Below are 17,140 nucleotides of genomic sequence, written 5' to 3' on the forward strand. Positions count from 1 at the left end.
CAGGGGGGACCCTGTGGGAGAGTAGGACGCCGCCGAACAATCATTCACGAAGAACCCCCATCCGGTCACCGGATGGGGGTTCTTCGCATTTCCGGACGAAAAATCATGGAAAAGATCTTGGCCGGCGGTGTCGAGAACGCGTCGACGGCTCCGTCCCTGGGGTGAGCGCGGCCACAATGGGTCGCATCAGCGCCGAAGGAGAAGCACGATGGCCAAGTACCTGCTGCTCAAGCACTACCGGGGCGCCCCGGAAGCGATCAACTGCGTGCCGATGGACCAGTGGACGCCGGAGGAGATCTCCGCCCACATCCGGTACATGCAGGAGTTCGCGGCCCGGCTGGAGAAGACCGGCGAGTTCGTCGACGGTCAGGCGGTCGCCCCCGAGGGGACCTGGGTCCGGTACGACGGCGAGGGTCGTCCGCCGGTCACCGACGGTCCGTTCGCCGAGACCAAGGACCTCATCGCCGGTTGGATGGTGATCGACGTCGACAGCTACGACCGTGCCGTTGAGCTGGCCGGGGAGCTCTCGGCGGCGCCCGGCGCCGGCGGGAAGCCGATCCACGAGTGGCTGGAGCTGCGTCCGTTCCTGGCCGAGCCGCCCACCATCACGGAGTGACGGCTCCGATGAACGAGGCCCTGCTCCGGAGCCTCACACCGAGTGTGCTCGGGATCCTCGTCCGCCGCGGCGCAGAGTTCGCGGCGGCCGAGGACGCCGTGCAGGAGGCCCTGGTCGAGGCGGTCCGCGTCTGGCCGGCCGATCAGCCGCGGGATCCCAAGGGCTGGCTGGTCACCGTGGCCTGGCGCAAGTTCCTCGACGCGGCCCGGTCGGACACGGCTCGCCGTCGGCGTGAGGAGCTGGTGGACCAGGAGCCCGAGGCAGGCCCCGCGGCCGAGGCGGACGACACGCTGCGGCTCTACTTCCTGTGCGCTCACCCGTCGTTGACGCCGTCCTCCGCGGTGGCGCTGACGCTGCGGGCCGTGGGCGGTCTGACCACCCGGCAGATCGCCCGGGCGTACCTGGTGCCCGAGGCGACCATGGCCCAGCGGATCAGCCGGGCCAAGCGCACCGTCTCCGGCGTGCGTTTCGATCGGCCGGGAGACCTCTCCACCGTGTTGCGCGTCCTCTACCTGGTCTTCAACGAGGGCTACTCCGGGGACGTCGACCTGGCCGCCGAGGCGATTCGGCTCACCCGGCAGCTCGCGGCGGCGATCGACCACCCCGAGGTGGCGGGGCTGCTGGCGCTCATGCTGCTGCACCACGCCCGGCGGGCCGGCCGGACGGCGCCCGACGGCAGCCTGGTGCCGCTGGCCGAGCAGGACCGTCGGTCCTGGGACACCGGGTTGATCGCCGAGGGCGTCGGGATCCTCCAGGCGGCCCTCGCCCGCGACCGGCTGGGCGAGTTCCAGGCCCAGGCGGCCGTCGCGGCCCTGCACGCCGACGCGCCCACCGCCGAGGAGACCGACTGGGTGCAGATCGTCGAGTGGTACGACGAGCTCGTGCGGCTGACGGACAGCCCGGTCGTCCGGCTCAACCGGGCGGTGGCGGTGGGCGAGGCGGACGGGCCGCGCGCCGGGCTGGCGGCGCTCGCCGAGCTGGACGACTCGCTGCCCCGGCACACCGCCGTCGCGGCGTACTTCCACGAGCGGGACGGCGACAAGGGGACGGCGGCGCGGCTGTACGTCGAGGCGGCGCAGAAGGCGTCCAGCCTCGCGGAGCGCGATCACCTGACGCGTCAGGCGGCGCGGCTCAACGGTGAGTTGAGGTCCCGTCGGCCCCGGTGAGACCAGCCGTCGGGGTGGAGGGATCAGAGCCGGCCGGCGGCCTTCAGCGCGAGGTAGGTGTCGGCCAGGACGGGGGCGATCTGGGCGGGTGGGGCGTCGAGGACGGTGACGCCGCGCCGGGTGAGGCGGTCGGCGGTGGCGCGGCGGTCGGCGCGGGTCTGCTCGGCGGCCGCCGCGCCGTAGACCGCCTCGACCGTGCCCCGGCCGGTGGCCAGGACGTCCAGCTGGGGGTCGGCGACGGAGGCGAGGACGACCTCGTGGCGCTTGGTGAGCAGGGGCAGCAGCGGGCGCAGGCCGTCCTCGACGGGTGCCGCGTCGAGCCCGGTGAGCAGGACGATCAGCGAGCGCTGCGGCGCCATCGTGAGGGCCGTGGAGACCAGGGAGCGCATGTCGGTCTCCTGCAGCGCGGGCTCCAGGTCGGCCATCGCGTCGGTGAAGGCGGGCAGCACCTCGTGGGCGGAGCAGCCCGCGACGGCGGCGCGCTTGTGGAGGTCGTGGGCGAGCAGGTCGACGCGGTCGCCGGCCCGGGTGGCGAGGGCGGTCAGCAGCAGGGCCGCGTCGAGCGCGGCGTCCAGCCGGGGGGCGTCGCCGACCCGGCCGGCCGAGGTCCGGCCGGTGTCGAGGACGACGAGGATGTGGCGGTCGCGTTCGGGGCGCCAGGTGCGGACGGCGACCGTGTTCCGACGGGCACTGGCGCGCCAGTCGATGGAGCGGACGTCGTCCCCGGGCAGGTACTCGCGCAGGGAGTCGAACTCGGTGCCCTGGCCACGGGTCAACACCGAGGTGCGGCCGTCGAGTTCGCGCAGGCGGGCGAGCCGGGAGGGCAGGTGCTTGCGGCTGGCGAACGGGGGGAGCGCGCGGACCGTCCAGGGGACGAGGTGCGAGCCCTGGCGGGCGGCCAGGCCGAGCGGTCCGAGCGAGCGGACCGTCACCCGGTGGGCCCGGTGGTCGCCGCGGCGGGTCGGGGTGAGCACGGTGAGCACCCGGCGCCGTTCGCCGCCCGGGACGGTGAGGGTGTGCCGGGAGGCAGCCTCGGCGGTGCCGGGGCGCCAGGCGGACGGGGCCCAGGCATCGCGGAGCAGGGCCCGCAGCGGGCGCCCGGACGGGTTGGTGAGGGTCAGTTCGACCGAGGCGGGCTCGCCGAGCCGGACGGTGGTGTCGCCGCCCCGCTCGACTCGCAGGCCCCGGACGGGGGCGGCGAGCACCAGGTCGACCACGGCGGCGAGCAGGACCGCGCCGGTGACCAGCCCGATCCCGGCCGTCGACGGCAGCAGCAAACCCACGACGAGCGCGCCGAGTGCGGCGAGCAGGGCGGTTCGCCCGGTGAGGGCCATGGGGTGCGCTCCTTCGGGTGCCCGGAACGGGCGCGGTGCGGTGGGATCGGCTGTGGGGGCCACGTCGGCGCGGCCGGTGCGGCCGGTTCGGCGGGACCTACTGCGGCGGGACCCGACCCGGCGGGACCCGACCGCGGTGGGATCAGCGGGGTGCGGGCGTCTGGGCGAGGACGGCCTGGATGACGGAGTCGGCCGTGACGCCCTCCATCTCGGCCTCGGCGCGCAGCGCGACCCGGTGCCGCAGGGTGGGCAGGGCGAGCGCCTTGACGTCGTCCGGGGTGACGTAGTCGCGGCCGGCCAGCCAGGCCCAGGCCCGGGAGGCGGCCAGCAGGGCGGTGGCGCCGCGCGGGGAGACGCCGATGGACAGCGACGGGGACTGCCGGGTGGCCCGGCAGAGGTCGACGATGTAGGCGAGGACCTCGGGGGCGACGGTCAGCGCGGCGATCTGCTCGCGGGCGGCGGCGAGGTGCTCGGGTCCGGCGACCGGGCGGACGCCGGCCGCGGCGAGGTCGCGCGGGTCGAAGCCGGCGGCGTGCCGGGCGAGGACCTGGAACTCCTGGTCGCGGTCGGGCAGCGGCAGGATCAGCTTGAGCAGGAAGCGGTCCAGCTGGGCCTCGGGCAGCGGGTAGGTGCCCTCGTACTCGACCGGGTTCTGGGTGGCGGCGACCAGGAACGGCACGGGCAGCGCGCGCGGCTCGCCGTCCACGGTGACCTGGCGCTCCTCCATGGCCTCCAGCAGGGCGGCCTGGGTCTTCGGCGGGGTGCGGTTGATCTCGTCGGCGAGCAGCAGGTTGGTGAAGACCGGGCCGGGCTGGAAGGAGAACTCGGCGGTGCGGGCGTCGTAGACGAGCGAGCCGGTGACGTCGCCGGGCATCAGGTCGGGGGTGAACTGGATGCGCTTGGTCCCCAGGCTGAGCGCCGTGGAGAGGGTGCGGATCAGCAGGGTCTTGGCGACCCCGGGGACGCCCTCCAGCAGGACGTGGCCACCGCACAGGAGCGCGACCACGAGCCCGGTGACGGCGGCGTCCTGGCCGACCACGGCCTTGCCGATCTCGGCGCGCAGGGCGGTCAGCGCCGCGCGCGGGTCGGTGGTGGGGGCGGGGGTGGCGGTCGCCGTGCCGGGGACGGTGCGGAGCTGGGCGGTTGCCTGGTCGGTCACGGGTTCCGGACCTGCCTTTCGAGGGTGTCGAGGTCGTCGGCGAGCCGCAGCAGCGCGGCGTCGTCGGTCGGGGGCGGGCCGTAGAGCAGGGCCCGGACGTCCCCGGCCGGCCGGCCGGGGAGCCGGTCGGCGACGGCCGCGCAGAGTGCGTCGGGGTCGGGCGCGCCGGCCCGGAGCGGGACGCCCAGGGCCGGGGCGAGGCGGTGGGCGGCGGCGCGGCGCAGGGCCTGGGCGGCGTGGCCGCGGGCGTTGGCGCGCCGGTAGAGGCGGGCGCGGCCCTCGGTGGTCTCGGCGGCGCGGACCACCACGGGAAGGTCCTCGCTGACCACCGGGCCGAGTCGGCGGCCGCGCCACAGGGCGGCGAGCACGGCGGCGACGGCCAGCTGGTAGGAGGCCCAGTGCCAGCCCTTCGGGATGAGGTCGTCGAAGGTCTTCTGGCGGGTGCCCCCCGCGAGCGGGGCGGAGTAGTCGGGCAGCTGCCAGGTCAGTCGGGGCTGCGCGCCGAGCAGGCCGAGCGCGAGGGAGGCGTTGCCGTCCTTGGCGAGCTGCTCGTTCTGCAGGAAGGAGCCGCTGCCGAGCACGATGACGTCGCCGCCGGCGGTCGTGGCGCCGACCAGCGGGTAGCCGTGGCCGCGCGGGTAGCAGCCCTGGCCCCGGCTGCCGCTGGTGTAGAGCATGCCGCCCAGGTGGGCGCTGCCGGCCCGGACGGCCTCGGGGAGCGGGCAGCCCGGCTCGGTGTTGCGGGGGGAGGCGTACGGCAGGCCGCCGTCCTCGTCGGACATCCGGATGCCGGGGGCGAGCGCGCTGAGGGCGTCCGGGCCCGGGGCGATCAGGACCAGCCGCCGGTGCCGGGCGGCCGCGAGGGCGCGCAGCTGGTCGGGGCCGAGCAGGTCGGGCTCGGGCAGCACCAGGGTGTCGGCGCCGCCCGGGCCGCCGCCCGGGTCGGTGGTGAACTCGGTCGTGAGGCCCTGGCGTTCGAGCAGCGCGACGACGGCGTGGGCGCCGTCGCGGTCGTACGAGCGGGGGTCGAGCGGTGGGTAGTCGTGGTCCCGGCCCAGGGCGGCCACGATGACGGCGCCGAGCAGCAGGGCGGCGAGGAACGCCAGGTACCAGCGGCCCCGGCGCCACAGGCCGCGCGGGGTGGGGGCGAGGCTGGTCGGGGCGGCGCCGGAGGGCGCCTCGGTGACGGGCGTGGCCGCGGGTGCGGGGACGGTGCCGGTCATGCCGCCCCTCCCGAGGTCGGAGTCGAGGCGGGAGCCGGGATCGGATTCGAGGACGGCGCGGCCGGCCCGAGGACCGGCCGGGTGCGCTCCAGCGTCCGGTCGAGCTCGTGCAGCAGCCGGTACGCGGCCTGGTCGGCGGTGCGCTCGCCGTACGCGATGTCGTCGAAGGCGCGGGCGGCCGCGGCCAGCGCGGCGGCGTGCTCGGGCAGCGCCCGCCCGGCCTCCTCGGCGGCCTCGTCGGCGGTGCGGCCCGGGCGGGCGTCGAGCAGCGTGCGCTCCTCCAGGCCGCGGACCAGGGCGCGCATCTGCTCGCGGACGGCCTCGGCCCAGCGTCCGGCCGCGGCGTGCTCGGCGGCGTCCGCCCGGTACTGCGCGGCGCTGCGCGGGCCCTCGGTGCCGTACACGGCGCCGGTCGTCCGGGCGGCGCGGCGGGGCGCGCCGAGGCGCCACCAGAGGGCGGCGCCGATCAGCACCGCGACGACCAGGAAGAGCACCAGGCCGGTGGTGCCGTCGGTGCCGTCGCCGGAGATGCTGTCGAGGGCGCTGGAGACGTGGCCCCAGAACCAGTCCATCGCCCGCTGCAGGAGCGACGGGTCGTGCTTGTGGTACTCGGCGTCGAGCAGTTCGTCCCGGGCCGCGTCGCGCGCGGGATCGCGCGGGACGGTGACCGGGGCGCCGCCCACGGCGAGGAGCCTGTCCCCCCAATCGGCCATCCGGTTCAGTGCCTCGCCGCGGTCTGGTCGGCCGGCTCGCCCCAGCCGGTGCCGCCGTACTCGGGCAGACCGGCGGCGCGGGCGAGCTCGATGTCCAGGGCCTCGCGGCGGATCCGCTGGTCGACGTAGACCAGGACGCCGACGGCTGCCATGAACGGGGTGGTGAGGGTGCCGGCGATGATCCCGGCGACGGCCATGACGACCACCATGCCGACGCCCTCGGTCGCGGAGGTCAGGGCGCGGCCGTCGAGGCTCTCGAAGCCCAGCAGCACGCCGATGAAGCGGAACGGGACGGCGATGACCACCGCGACGACCATCGACAGCACCTTGCTCACCAGGGTGATGCCGAAGATCCGCCACCAGGCGCCGCGGACCAGCCGGCGCGAGCGCGACAGGGCCGTGACCACGCCCTGCTTCTCCAGCATCAGCGCGGGGGCGGCGAGGCTGAAGCGGACCCACAGCCAGGCGGCGACCGGCAGGCCCAGCAGGGCGACGAGGGACAGCAGTGCCCTGATCGCGGGCTCGTGGGCGCCGCTGGCGCCGTAACCGATCACGGGCGCGAAGCCGAGCAGTGCCACCCCGGGGCCCATCAGGACGGTGAGCACGGTGAGCCCGAGCAGCTGCAGCAGCCGCGGCCGGGCGTCGCGCCAGGCGTCCCCGGCGGTCACGGAGCGGCCGAGGACGGCCCGGCTCACGACGATGGTGAGCAGGGCGGCGGCGAGCACGTCGAGCAGCAGTTGCAGCGGCAGGGCGGCCAGCAGCCGCAGGGCCTGGGTGGCGGTGCCGGTCTTGCCCTTGACCAGCAGGTCCACCAGGACGGCCCCGCCCTGGGCGACCACGGCGATGCCGAGCGAGAGGGCGAGGACCGTCCGCCACTGCCGGCGGACGGTGCCGACGGCGCCGTCGAGCAGCTCGCCGACGCCGAGCGGACGCAGTGGGATGACGCCGGGCTTGGGGCTCTGCGGGGCGCCCCAGCCGTACGGGCTCCGGCCGCCGGGGGGCTGCTGCCCCCACTGCTGCCCGCCGTACCGGGCGTGCGGCCCGTTCCAGCCGGGGGAGGCCTGCGGTGGTGCCGACGGCCCGGGCACGGCGGCGGGCGCGTCGGCCGGGGGCCGGGCGCCGTCGCGGGATGGCTCGGACGAGCCGGGCGAGGCCCAGCCCGGAGTGTCGGTCATCACTGCTCCTCGAAGGGGCGTCGTGGGCGCGGCTCCGAACGGATCTTCCGTCCGCGCGCAGCGCCCATCGTGCCATGGGGCCGGAGCAGGCCCCATGGTGATCCGGTTGCTGATCGGCAACGGGGGCCACCGCCGGGTCGGGTGCCGGGCCGAGGACGGTTCGGAGGTGCTCCGGCCGGGGGCATTCGCCCGGTATGGCCGGAATTCACCGGCTGGGGAGTTGGCCGTTCTGGAGCATTGGCACTGCTGTGCGGCAGGTCACAATCCGGTAATGAGAAGATGGACGCATGAAGGGACGCGTCCTCGTCGTTGATGACGACTCCGCACTGGCCGAGATGCTCGGCATCGTGCTGCGTGGTGAGGGTTTTGAGCCGTTTTTCGTCGCGGATGGGGACAAGGCGCTAGCCGCGTTCCGGGAGACCAAGCCGGACCTGGTCCTGCTGGACCTGATGCTGCCCGGCCGGGACGGCATCGACGTGTGCCGGCAGATCCGGGCCGAGTCCGGCATCCCGATCGTCATGCTGACCGCGAAGACCGACACGGTCGACGTCGTGGTGGGCCTGGAATCGGGCGCCGACGACTACGTCACCAAGCCGTTCAAGCCCAAGGAGCTGGTGGCCCGGGTGCGCGCCCGGCTGCGCCGCGCCGAGGAGCCGACGCCCGAGCAGCTGACCATCGGCGACCTGGTGATCGACGTGGCCGGTCACTCGGTGAAGCGGGACGGCCGGGGCATCCCGCTGACCCCGCTGGAGTTCGACCTGCTGGTCGCGCTCGCCCGCAAGCCCTGGCAGGTGTTCACCCGCGAGGTGCTGCTGGAGCAGGTCTGGGGCTACCGCCACGCGGCGGACACCCGCCTGGTCAACGTCCACGTGCAGCGCCTCCGCTCCAAGATCGAGAAGGACCCGGAGCGCCCCGAGATCGTGGTGACCGTCCGCGGCGTCGGCTACAAGGCCGGACCCAGCTGACGTGACGGACCGGGCTGACGAGACCCCGTCGGGTACCGCGACCGACGGGGCCGGGGCCGTGCGCGGCGACGTGCTGAGTTCGACCACCCGCCGCCGACGCGGCCCTTCCGGCGTGGTCGGACTGGCGAAGCGTCAGCTGCGCCGTCCCGCCCACCGGGTGGCCGCGCTGTACCGGCGGTCGATCCAGCTGCGGGTGGTCGCGGTGTCGCTGCTGGCCTCCATCGCGGTGGTCCTGGTGCTGGGCGTGGTCGTGGTGGCGCAGGTGCGCACCGGCCTGCTCGACACCAAGATGGACGCCGCCCGGGCACAGGCCAGGATCGGCTTCCAGGTCGAGCAGAAGAAGATCGACGAGGCCAAGGACCAGAAGCTGCGGGGCACCGCCGACCCGACCGTCGACGACACCGGCACCTGGCTGCTGCGGCAGGTCAACGACCTGGCCGGGAGCGGGCAGACGGTCTACTCGGTGATCGCGATGGCCCCCGGTTCGGGCCCCGTCGTCCCGGAGACCGCCGGCTTCGCGCCGCGCTACTCGGGCGACATCCAGCCCAGCAGCATCCCGGACTCCCTGCGGGCCAAGCTCGTCTCCGAGCCGAACCAGATGTTCGACCAGCCGACCCGGATCCACCGCTCGCCCGAGGGCGGCGGGAAGTCCGAGCCCGGGCTGGCCCTCGGCATGCAGTTCATCGGGCCGGCCGACAAGAGCTACCAGATGTTCTACGTGTTCTCCTTCGGCCAGGAGACCGACACCCTGAACCTGGTCACCGGCACCCTGGCGACCGCCGGCGTGTTCGTGGTGATCCTCATGGGCGGCATCGCCTGGGTCGTGGTGCGCCAGGTGGTCACCCCGGTCCGGATGGCCGCGGGGATCTCCGAGCGGCTCGCCGACGGGCATCTGGAAGAGCGGATGAAGGTGACCGGGACGGACGACATCGCCCGCCTCGGCGAGTCCTTCAACCGGATGGCCAACGCGCTGCAGGCGCAGATCCGTCAGCTGGAGGAGCTGTCCCGGGTGCAGCGGCGCTTCGTGTCGGACGTCTCGCACGAGCTGCGCACCCCGCTCACCACCGTCCGGATGGCCGCCGACCTCATCTACGACAGCCGCGAGGACCTGGACCCGATGGCGGCCCGCTCGGCGGAGCTGCTGCAGGGCCAGCTGGACCGCTTCGAGTCGCTGCTCGCCGACCTGCTGGAGATCAGCCGCTTCGACGCCGGCGCCGCGATCCTGGACGCCGAGCCGGTCGACCTGCGGGAGATCGTCGGCCGGGTGGTGGAGGCCGCCGAGCCGCTGGCGCAGGCCAAGGGCAGCAGCGTCGTGATCCGCGGCGACGGAGAGCCGGTGCTGGCCGAGGTGGACTCCCGCCGGATCGAGCGCATCCTGCGCAACCTGGTGGTCAACGCGCTGGAGCACGGCGAGGGCCGCGACGTGGTGGTCCGGCTGGGCTCGGCGGACGGCGCGGTCGCGGTCGGCGTGCGCGACTACGGCATCGGCCTCAAGCCGGGCGAGGCGTCCCGGGTGTTCCACCGCTTCTGGCGGGCCGACCCGTCCCGGGTCCGCACCACCGGCGGCACCGGCCTCGGCCTGTCCATCGCGGTCGAGGACGCCCACCTGCACGGCGGTTGGCTGCAGGCCTGGGGCGAGCCCGGCGGCGGCTCGCACTTCCGGCTCACCCTGCCGCGCACCCGGGGCGGCGAGATCTCCCGGGCGCCGTTCCGGCTGGAGCCGGAGGACTCCCGCAACAACCGTGGTCTCGGCGCGTACGGGACGCCGTACCGGCGGGCGATCAGCCCGGTGGGCTCGACGGCGCTGACCGCCGCCGAGGACCAGGCGGAGGCGCCGGACGGCACGGGCGGCGGCCTCGGCAGCGGCCTCGGCGGGGTGCTGAACATCGGACCCGGCCTCGGCCGGAGCCGCCTGCCCGAGGGCCCGCGCTCGGACCCCTCGGACGTGCGGACGGCGGGGGCCGGTTACGGGGTGACCGGCGCGCAGGTCATGGTGGACCCGACGCCCGGACGGCCGTCGGTGGCGCAGCGGACGGCGGAGCCGGAGATGACGGGCGGGACGGACCTGGAGGGGTCGCAGCGTGCGAGGGACGAGCAAGAGGACTGAGCCGCGGCTCGCCGTGGTCGGCGCGCTGTTCGCCCTGCTGGCGAGCGGCTGCGCGGCCATGCCGGACTCCGGCGGCATCACCAAGGTGGAGCTGTCCCAGGGGTCGGCGGACAAGAACCTGCAGGCCAGGGTCTTCCCGGTGGCGCCCGGCAAGGGCGCCAAGCCGCGCCAGCTGCTGACCGGGTTCCTGGACGCGGTGACCGCCGACGAGGGCTACGAGACCGCGCGCAAGTACCTCACCGAGAGCGCCGCCGCGGGCTGGAAGCCGGACGCGGGGATCCAGGTGCTCTCGTCCACCACCATCCCGGGCGGGCAGGACGTCACCGACGCGGACGCCCAGCTCCCGGTGACCGTGACGGTGAGCGGGCAGCTGGTCGGCAGCGTCGACGAGAAGCACTCGTACCAGTTGGTGGCCGGGCAGAACAACAACGTCTCGTCCGACTTCACCTTCGTCCGGGAGAAGGACGGCGAGTGGCGGATCGACAAGCTGCCGGCCGGCGTGATCATGAACGAGACCAACTTCCGGAACAGCTTCCGGCAGGTCGAGCGGTTCTTCTACACCGCGCCGGACCCGTCCGCGGTGGCCTCCGGGAACGCCGGCCAGGAGGTGCTGGTCGCTGACCCGATCTACCTGCGGCGCCGAATAGACCCGCTGACCTCGGCCGCCCGCGCGCTGGTCGACGGACCCTCGACCTGGCTCTCGCCGGTGGTCCGGACGGCCTTCCCGAACGGCGCCAAGGTCGACCGGGTGACCATCGACGACAGCAAGATCGCCCACGTCCAGGTCACCTCGGCCGACGTCGGCGAGCCGATGGCCTGCCGGCGGATGGCCACCCAGCTCTTCTACACCCTCGCCGACCAGGGCAAGGGCCAGGTCGAGCGGCTGGAACTGAAGGGACAGCACGGCTCCTGCACCGCCAGCCGCACCGACCTGCCGGCCACCGGCCCCGGCGCCCTGGCCGGGCCGACGCCCGCGACGCAGTACTACCAGCGCGCCGACGGTGCCCTGGTGGCGACCGACGAGGGGCGCTCCGGCGACCCGGTCCGCGGCGTCCTCGGCAAGCCGCAGTCCGCCACCAAGCCGCCGCTCGGCGCCATCGCCGTCAGCCGGGGCGGCGTCCAGGCCGCCGCGATCAGCGAGGACGGCCACCAGGTCTACTCGGTGCAGCTGACCGACAACGCGGTCAGCCTGGGCGAGCCGGTGCTCAGCTCGCCCGCGAAGTCCGGCGACAAGGAGGACGGCTTCGCCTCGCCCAGCTGGGACGGCCGCGGCGACCTCTGGGTGGTGGACCGCAACCAGCAGGGGCAGCGGGTGGTGATGGTGCGCGGCAACAAGTCGTACACCGTGCCGGTCGAGGGGCTGGCCGGGCAGACCGTGCAGGCCCTCAGGATCTCCTCGGACGGCGTCCGGGTCGCCCTGGTGGTCAAGACCCCGGGCGTGGCCATCCGGTCGCTGATGTTCGGCCTGGTGGTGCACGGCGGGACCCCGCAGGCGCCGACCGTGAAGATCACCGGGCTGCGCCGGGCCGCCCCGACGCTCACCGACGTCGCCTCGGTGTCCTGGGCGGAGACCGACCAGCTGCTAGTGCTCGGCAAGGAGGCGGACCGCACCCAGCAGCTCTACTTCATCAGCACCGACGGATCGCGGAGCACGGACACCCAGCTGCAGAGCGCCGACAGCATGCTGACCGTCGCGGCCTCGGAGTCCCGGGGGGACAGCCTGACCCAGGCGCCGCCGGTGCTCGCGATGGCGGAGGTCAAGCCGGCGGACGGCAAGCCGAGCGAGGACAAGGCCTACCGTCTGGTCAACAACCAGTGGCGGGAGGCCCCGCTGATCGACAAGCCCCGGTCGTTCTTCTACGCGGGCTGAGGGGCCAAGCGGACCGGCGCCCACCGGGGTTGACGCCCGGTCGGGCTCGGCGGCGGATCAGTCCGCCGGACGCGTCGCGGTGGCCGCGACGGTGGCGCCGGCCCGGGCCGGCAGGCCGGCGTCGGCCAGCGCCCGGGCGGCCTCGGCGAGGCTCGCCCCGGTGGTCACCAGGTCGTCCACCAGGACGGGGTGACGGCCGGCCAGACCGGCCCGGGCGCGCGGTAGTACGGTGAGCGCGCCGTGCAGGTTGCGGCGTCGCTCCGCCGCGTTCAGCCCGGTCTGGTCGGCGACCGGACGGGCGTGCCGCAGCAGCGACGCGGCCCGGACGTCGAGGCCGGCCCGGCGCAGCGAGCGGGCGGCGGCCCCGGCCAGCCGCAGCGTCGGATCGTGGCCGCGGGCGCGGACGGCAGCCCGGGCGGAGGGCATCGGCACCAGCAGCAGCGGCGCGGACCCGGCCCGTGACCCCAGGGCGGAGCGCACCGCCCGGCCGAGAGCCTCGCCGAGCGGACCGGCCAGCCGCAGCGCGCCGCGCTCCTTGTGCGCGAGCAGCAACTGCCGGACCGGATCGGCGTACGGGGCCGCGGCGTGCGCCCAGGGCAGCAGGGTGGGACCCGGCCGGGTGGTGGCCAGGACGTGCCGGCAGACCGGGCAGAGCTGGGTGCGCTCGGTGCCGCAGCCCGCGCAGTTCGCGGGGAGCAGGACGTCCAGCAGCCCGGCCAGTGCGTGGCCGAACGGTCCGTGGACGGACGGTGGACGAGTGGGGGCGGGGCAGGGCGGCACGGCTGCTCCTGGCGGCGGCAGGCACGGGGAGTGAGCAAAGGATGCGCCGTATGGGGGGCGTTGTCCAGGTATTTACCCCTACTTCACCCGCGAGAGGGTAGACAGGGTGCAACAGTTTGACCACCCGCCCGCAGTATCGGGTCATACCCACCTTCTCGCCTGGGGAGGCGAAAACCCTCTGTGAGGTGTTCGATAAGGCTCCAGGGGGTTTCAACCGTCCCTGGTGGGGAGGAAGTGAGGTGAGGGCCAGTCGTTTCCCGCCGCTGGCGGCGGGGGCGGGGGGCCGGCAGTGGATGGGCTGGTCCAGCTGGGTCTCAGCCCGATCCGGTAGCACCCGGATCGGCGTCAGCACGAGGGATCGGAGTTCTGCGTGGACATCGTCGTCAAGGGCCGCAAGACCGAGGTGCCCAAGAGGTTCCGCGAGCACGTGGCCGAGAAGCTGGAGAAGGTCCAGAAGTTCGACGGCAAGGTGATCAGCCTCGACGTCGAGGTGTCCAAGGAGCACAACCCGCGGCAGGCCGACCGGTCGGAGCGGGTGGAGATCACTCTCCGTACCCGTGGGCCGGTGATCCGGGCCGAAGCCGCCGCCGGCGACCCGTACGCGGCGCTCGACCTGGCTTCGGCGAAGCTCGACGCGCAGCTGCGCAAGTCCGCAGACCGGCGCCGGGTGCACAAGGGCGGCGCGAACGGCCGCACCCCCATCAGCGTCGCCGAGGCGACCGCGGCCCTGGCCGCGCTGCCCGACACGACGGCGCAGGAGGGCGGGACGAACGGCGCCGTCCGCAAGACCATGATGGGATCCCTGGAAGTGGAGGGCGAAGGCCCGCTGGTGGTCCGGGAGAAGACGCACCCGGCCGCCCCGATGGCGCTGGACCAGGCGCTCTACGAGATGGAGCTGGTCGGCCACGACTTCTACCTCTTCGTGGAGAAGGACAGCGGCCTGCCCAGCGTCGTCTACCGCCGGCACGGCTACCACTACGGTGTCATCCACCTGCAGACGGACCTGCAGGCCGGGCCGGGCAGTGGTGCGGGCGGTGCGATCGGCGCGGGCGACGACGAGGACTGAGCGTCCGAGCGGTGACGGAGGCGTGACCCCGGTGGCAGCGGCCGCCGGGGTCACCGGCGTTTCGGGGCAAGGTGGTTCGAATGCGTCGCGCGCCGGGGCGGGGTCACCCGATGCGGGGGAATCGGCGCCGGAGGGTGACCGGCGCGACGGCCGGGCGTGGAATGATTGGCGCACGACGACCCGCGAAGGGGGAGGAGCGGATGGGGGATCACTTCGGGCTGGGGCCCGCGGCGGGGCCCGGGCTGCCGTTGGGGCAGGAGGACGAGCCCGCCTACGCGCCGCGCCGGGGTGAGCCGATCCGTGTGCTGGTGGTGGACGACCACGCGCTGTTCCGGCGCGGGCTGGAGATCGTCCTCGCGGAGGAGCCGGACATCAAGGTCGTCGGCGAGGCGGGGGACGGCGCCGAGGCCGTCCTGAAGGCCGCCGACCTGCTGCCCGACATCATCCTGATGGACGTCCGGATGCCGCGCCGCAGCGGGATCGAGGCCTGCACGGCGATCAAGGACGTGGCGCCCAGCACCAAGATCATCATGCTGACGATAAGCGACGAGGAGGCCGACCTCTACGAGGCGATCAAGGCGGGGGCCACCGGCTACCTGCTCAAGGAGATCTCCACCGACGAGGTCGCCACCGCGATCCGCGCGGTCGCGGACGGGCAGTCGCAGATCAGCCCCTCGATGGCCTCCAAGCTGCTCACCGAGTTCAAGTCGATGATCCAGCGCCGCTCCGACGACCGGGACCTGGTGCCCGCACCCCGGCTCACCGACCGGGAGTTGGAGGTGCTCAAGCTGGTCGCGACCGGGATGAACAACCGGGAGATCGCCAAGGAGCTGTTCATCAGCGAGAACACCGTGAAGAACCACGTGCGCAACATCCTGGAGAAGCTCCAACTGCACTCCAGGATGGAGGCGGTGGTGTACGCGATGCGGGAGAAGATCCTCGAAATAGGGTGAACCGGGCCGGACTCACCCCTCCGCGAGGAGCTTCTCCAGGGCCGGGCGCAGCCGCTCGTCGTGCAGCGCCTCGACCCGGACGGTGTCGCAGCCGACCCAGGCGGCCGCCTCGCGCAGGGCCGTCGCCAGCGCCTCCAGGTGGCGGGCGGCGCCGGCCCGGCCGCCGTCCAGCGAGACCTGCCGGGCGACCAGGGTGCGGCCCTCGCGGGCCGGGTCGACCCGGCCGACCAGCCGGCCGCCCGCCAGCAGCGGCATCGCGAAGTAGCCGTGGACCCGCTTGTGCTTGGGGGTGTAGGCCTCCAGGCGGTGCGTCATGCCGAAGATCCGCTCGGTGCGCGGGCGGTCCCAGATCAGTGAGTCGAACGGCGAGAGCAGCGTGGTGCGGTGGCGCCCGCGCGGGGCGGTGGCGAGGGCGGCCGGGTCGGCCCAGGCGGGGCCCGCCGTGCCGTCCGGACCCCAGCCGGCCACCTCGACCGGGACGAGCCCGCAGTCCGCGAGCACCGGGTCCAACTGCTCGGCGCGCAGCCGGTGGTAGTCCAGCAGATCGGCCCGGGTGGCCACGCCGAGCGCGGCGCCGGCCTGGGCGACCAGGGTGCGCACGCAGTCCTCGTCCGAGCGCTCCTGGCCGAACAGCGCCGCCGGGATGGCCTGTTCGGCCAGCGCGTAGACGCGCTTCCAGCTGCGGCGCTCGGTGCAGACCACGTCACCGAAGGCCAGTGCCCGCTCGACCGCGATCTTGGTGTCCGACCAGTCCCACCACTCGGCGGTCTTCTTGGCGCCGCCCAGCTCGGTGGAGGTCAACGGCCCCTCGGCGCGCAGCTTGTCGAGCACGGCCCGGTACGTCTCGGGTGAGACCTGGTGGCCCCAGAGGTGGCCGCGGTCGCGGTAGCGGCGGCGCCGGAACGCGAACAGCGGCCACTCCTCGACCGGCAGGACGCAGGCCGCGTGCGACCAGTACTCGAAGCTCGTGCCCCCGCCCCAGTACGCCGCCTCGACGGCCGGGCGGCCGACCGCGCCGAGCCGGGCGTACGGCACCAGCTCGTGCGAGCGGGCCAGCACCGAGATGGTGTCCAGCTGGACGGCGCCCAGGTGCCGCAGCACCCCGCGCACCCCGGCCCGGCGGTCGGGGGCGCCGAGCAGCCCCTGGGCGCGCAGGGCGATCCGGCGGGCGTCGTCGGCGCTCAGGACGGTGACGGGGGCGCTGTGCGGGGCTGCGGCGGTCATGCCGGCGAGCCTAGCCCCGGGCACTGACAGCGGGCCCGGGCCGACGGACCCCGGGGCCGGCGGGGCTCAGGCCAGGTCGGAGGGCAGCAGCGAGGCGACCCAGGAGTCGTGGAAGGTGCCGCGCTGCTCGGCGTACGAGCGCAGCGTGCCCTCGAAGCGGTAGCCGACCTTCTCGGCGACGGCGCGGGAGCCGTCGTTGCCGACGTAGGCGAGCCACTGGAGGCGGCGCAGTCCGAGCTCGGTCAGGGCCCACCGGGCGACCTCGCGGGCGGCCTCGACGGTGTAGCCGCGGCCGCGCTGCTCCTTCACCGTCCACCAGCCGACGGAGGCGGCGCCCGGGTCGGTGGCGAAGCGGGTGACCGCCTGGGCGCCGACCAGCCGTCCGCTCTCCCGCTCGACCACGCACCAGACGAATTCCGCCCCGGTGCGCACGCCCTCGGGGGACAGGGTGCGGACGAAGTACTCGGCGTCCTCGCGGCGGTACGGGACCGGTACCACCGTCCAGCGCTGGATCTCGGCGTCCTGGCAGGCGGCGAGGACCGCGTCGACGTCCGATTCCCGGGGGGCGCGCAGGACGAGCCGTTCGGTGGCGAGGGTGGGGAGTCCGGCGAGTGGTTCTTCCATGGGCGGATTATTCCGCGCCATGGGGAATGCGGGCATCCGATTATGCGGCCAACTCCTCGACCCGCCGACCGTTTTGCCCCGGTGGACGGTGCTATCGGGCCATGTGCTCGCGCGGGTGACACGGGAATACCGTGCTGACGCACCTCCCGGGGCATTGGACTCCTC

General features: G+C 74.4%; 15 protein-coding genes. 7 read left to right on the forward strand and 8 right to left on the reverse strand.

Translation table 11 applies throughout. The annotated features are described in order from the left end of the window. Nucleotides 1-208: 208 nt before the first annotated feature. Nucleotides 209-616: a YciI family protein gene (locus ACIRD3_RS22550; RefSeq protein ID WP_402219449.1), complete on the forward strand. Its 408-nt coding sequence runs from the start codon at nt 209-211 to the stop codon at nt 614-616. Between the two features lie 8 nt (nt 617-624). Next, the gene (locus tag ACIRD3_RS22555) at nt 625-1,782 is read left to right on the forward strand and encodes an RNA polymerase sigma factor (protein WP_402219971.1); all 1,158 of its coding nucleotides are present in this window, start codon (nt 625-627) and stop codon (nt 1,780-1,782) included. Nucleotides 1,783-1,805: 23 nt separating this feature from the next. Here ACIRD3_RS22555 and ACIRD3_RS22560 read toward each other — a convergent pair whose 3' ends face one another. The 5 genes from ACIRD3_RS22560 to ACIRD3_RS22580 all read right to left on the reverse strand — a co-directional run bounded on the left by ACIRD3_RS22560 (nt 1,806) and on the right by ACIRD3_RS22580 (nt 7,386). Further along, nucleotides 1,806-3,116, reverse strand: coding sequence for a DUF58 domain-containing protein (locus tag ACIRD3_RS22560; RefSeq protein ID WP_402219452.1), 1,311 nt, complete (start codon nt 3,114-3,116; stop codon nt 1,806-1,808). A gap of 142 nt (nt 3,117-3,258) precedes the next feature. Then, a complete protein-coding gene (locus ACIRD3_RS22565) occupies nt 3,259-4,275 on the reverse strand; it encodes an AAA family ATPase (protein WP_402219454.1) in 1,017 nt (338 codons plus the stop codon). After that, the gene (locus tag ACIRD3_RS22570; protein ID WP_402219457.1) at nt 4,272-5,498 is read right to left on the reverse strand and encodes a DUF4350 domain-containing protein; all 1,227 of its coding nucleotides are present in this window, start codon (nt 5,496-5,498) and stop codon (nt 4,272-4,274) included. Before ACIRD3_RS22570 ends, ACIRD3_RS22565 begins: the two co-directional genes overlap by 4 nt. Continuing rightward, nucleotides 5,495-6,211, reverse strand: a complete 717-nt coding sequence (locus ACIRD3_RS22575; protein ID WP_402219459.1) for a DUF4129 domain-containing protein — start codon at nt 6,209-6,211, stop codon at nt 5,495-5,497. Before ACIRD3_RS22575 ends, ACIRD3_RS22570 begins: the two co-directional genes overlap by 4 nt. Before the next feature lie 5 nt (nt 6,212-6,216). Next, nucleotides 6,217-7,386 carry a hypothetical protein gene (locus ACIRD3_RS22580; protein WP_402219462.1) on the reverse strand — a complete coding sequence of 390 codons (1,170 nt, stop codon included), beginning with the start codon at nt 7,384-7,386 and terminating at the stop codon, nt 6,217-6,219. A 287-nt stretch (nt 7,387-7,673) separates the two neighbouring features. Here ACIRD3_RS22580 and mtrA point away from each other — a divergent pair, with 287 nt between their 5' ends. From mtrA to ACIRD3_RS22595, 3 genes are read left to right on the forward strand one after another with little or no spacing between them, the layout of a single operon-like run. After that, nucleotides 7,674-8,351, forward strand: a complete 678-nt coding sequence (gene mtrA / locus ACIRD3_RS22585; protein WP_030061806.1) for an MtrAB system response regulator MtrA — start codon at nt 7,674-7,676, stop codon at nt 8,349-8,351. Between the two features lies 1 nt (nt 8,352). Next, entirely contained in the window at nt 8,353-10,458 is a 2,106-nt protein-coding gene (mtrB, locus tag ACIRD3_RS22590; protein WP_402219466.1) for an MtrAB system histidine kinase MtrB, read from the forward strand. Further along, the gene (locus ACIRD3_RS22595) at nt 10,433-12,328 is read left to right on the forward strand and encodes an LpqB family beta-propeller domain-containing protein (RefSeq protein WP_402219468.1); all 1,896 of its coding nucleotides are present in this window, start codon (nt 10,433-10,435) and stop codon (nt 12,326-12,328) included. Before mtrB ends, ACIRD3_RS22595 begins: the two co-directional genes overlap by 26 nt. A 57-nt stretch (nt 12,329-12,385) precedes the next feature. Here ACIRD3_RS22595 and ACIRD3_RS22600 read toward each other — a convergent pair whose 3' ends face one another. Then, on the reverse strand, nt 12,386-13,108 hold the full coding sequence (locus ACIRD3_RS22600) for a ComF family protein (RefSeq protein ID WP_402219470.1): 723 nt from the start codon (nt 13,106-13,108) through the stop codon (nt 12,386-12,388). 370 nt (nt 13,109-13,478) lie between these two features. On the opposite strand from ACIRD3_RS22600, the gene hpf reads away from it, so the two are divergent. Together hpf and ACIRD3_RS22610 are read left to right on the forward strand one after the other, a co-directional pair. Next, nucleotides 13,479-14,174, forward strand: a complete 696-nt coding sequence (gene hpf / locus ACIRD3_RS22605; RefSeq protein ID WP_402219473.1) for a ribosome hibernation-promoting factor, HPF/YfiA family — start codon at nt 13,479-13,481, stop codon at nt 14,172-14,174. A 200-nt stretch (nt 14,175-14,374) separates the two neighbouring features. Further along, complete coding sequence (locus tag ACIRD3_RS22610) at nt 14,375-15,127, forward strand: response regulator (protein ID WP_402219476.1); 753 nt, start codon at nt 14,375-14,377, stop codon at nt 15,125-15,127. Nucleotides 15,128-15,139: 12 nt separating this feature from the next. Here the strand turns inward: ACIRD3_RS22610 and ACIRD3_RS22615 are convergent, their stop codons facing one another. Then, the gene (locus ACIRD3_RS22615; RefSeq protein WP_402219479.1) at nt 15,140-16,351 is read right to left on the reverse strand and encodes a winged helix-turn-helix domain-containing protein; all 1,212 of its coding nucleotides are present in this window, start codon (nt 16,349-16,351) and stop codon (nt 15,140-15,142) included. Between the two features lie 66 nt (nt 16,352-16,417). Beyond that, nucleotides 16,418-16,975, reverse strand: coding sequence for a GNAT family N-acetyltransferase (locus tag ACIRD3_RS22620; RefSeq protein ID WP_402219482.1), 558 nt, complete (start codon nt 16,973-16,975; stop codon nt 16,418-16,420). Nucleotides 16,976-17,140 lie beyond the last annotated feature (165 nt).

The organism is Kitasatospora sp. NPDC093550 (assembly GCF_044764985.1).
Classification (GTDB): domain Bacteria; phylum Actinomycetota; class Actinomycetes; order Streptomycetales; family Streptomycetaceae; genus Kitasatospora.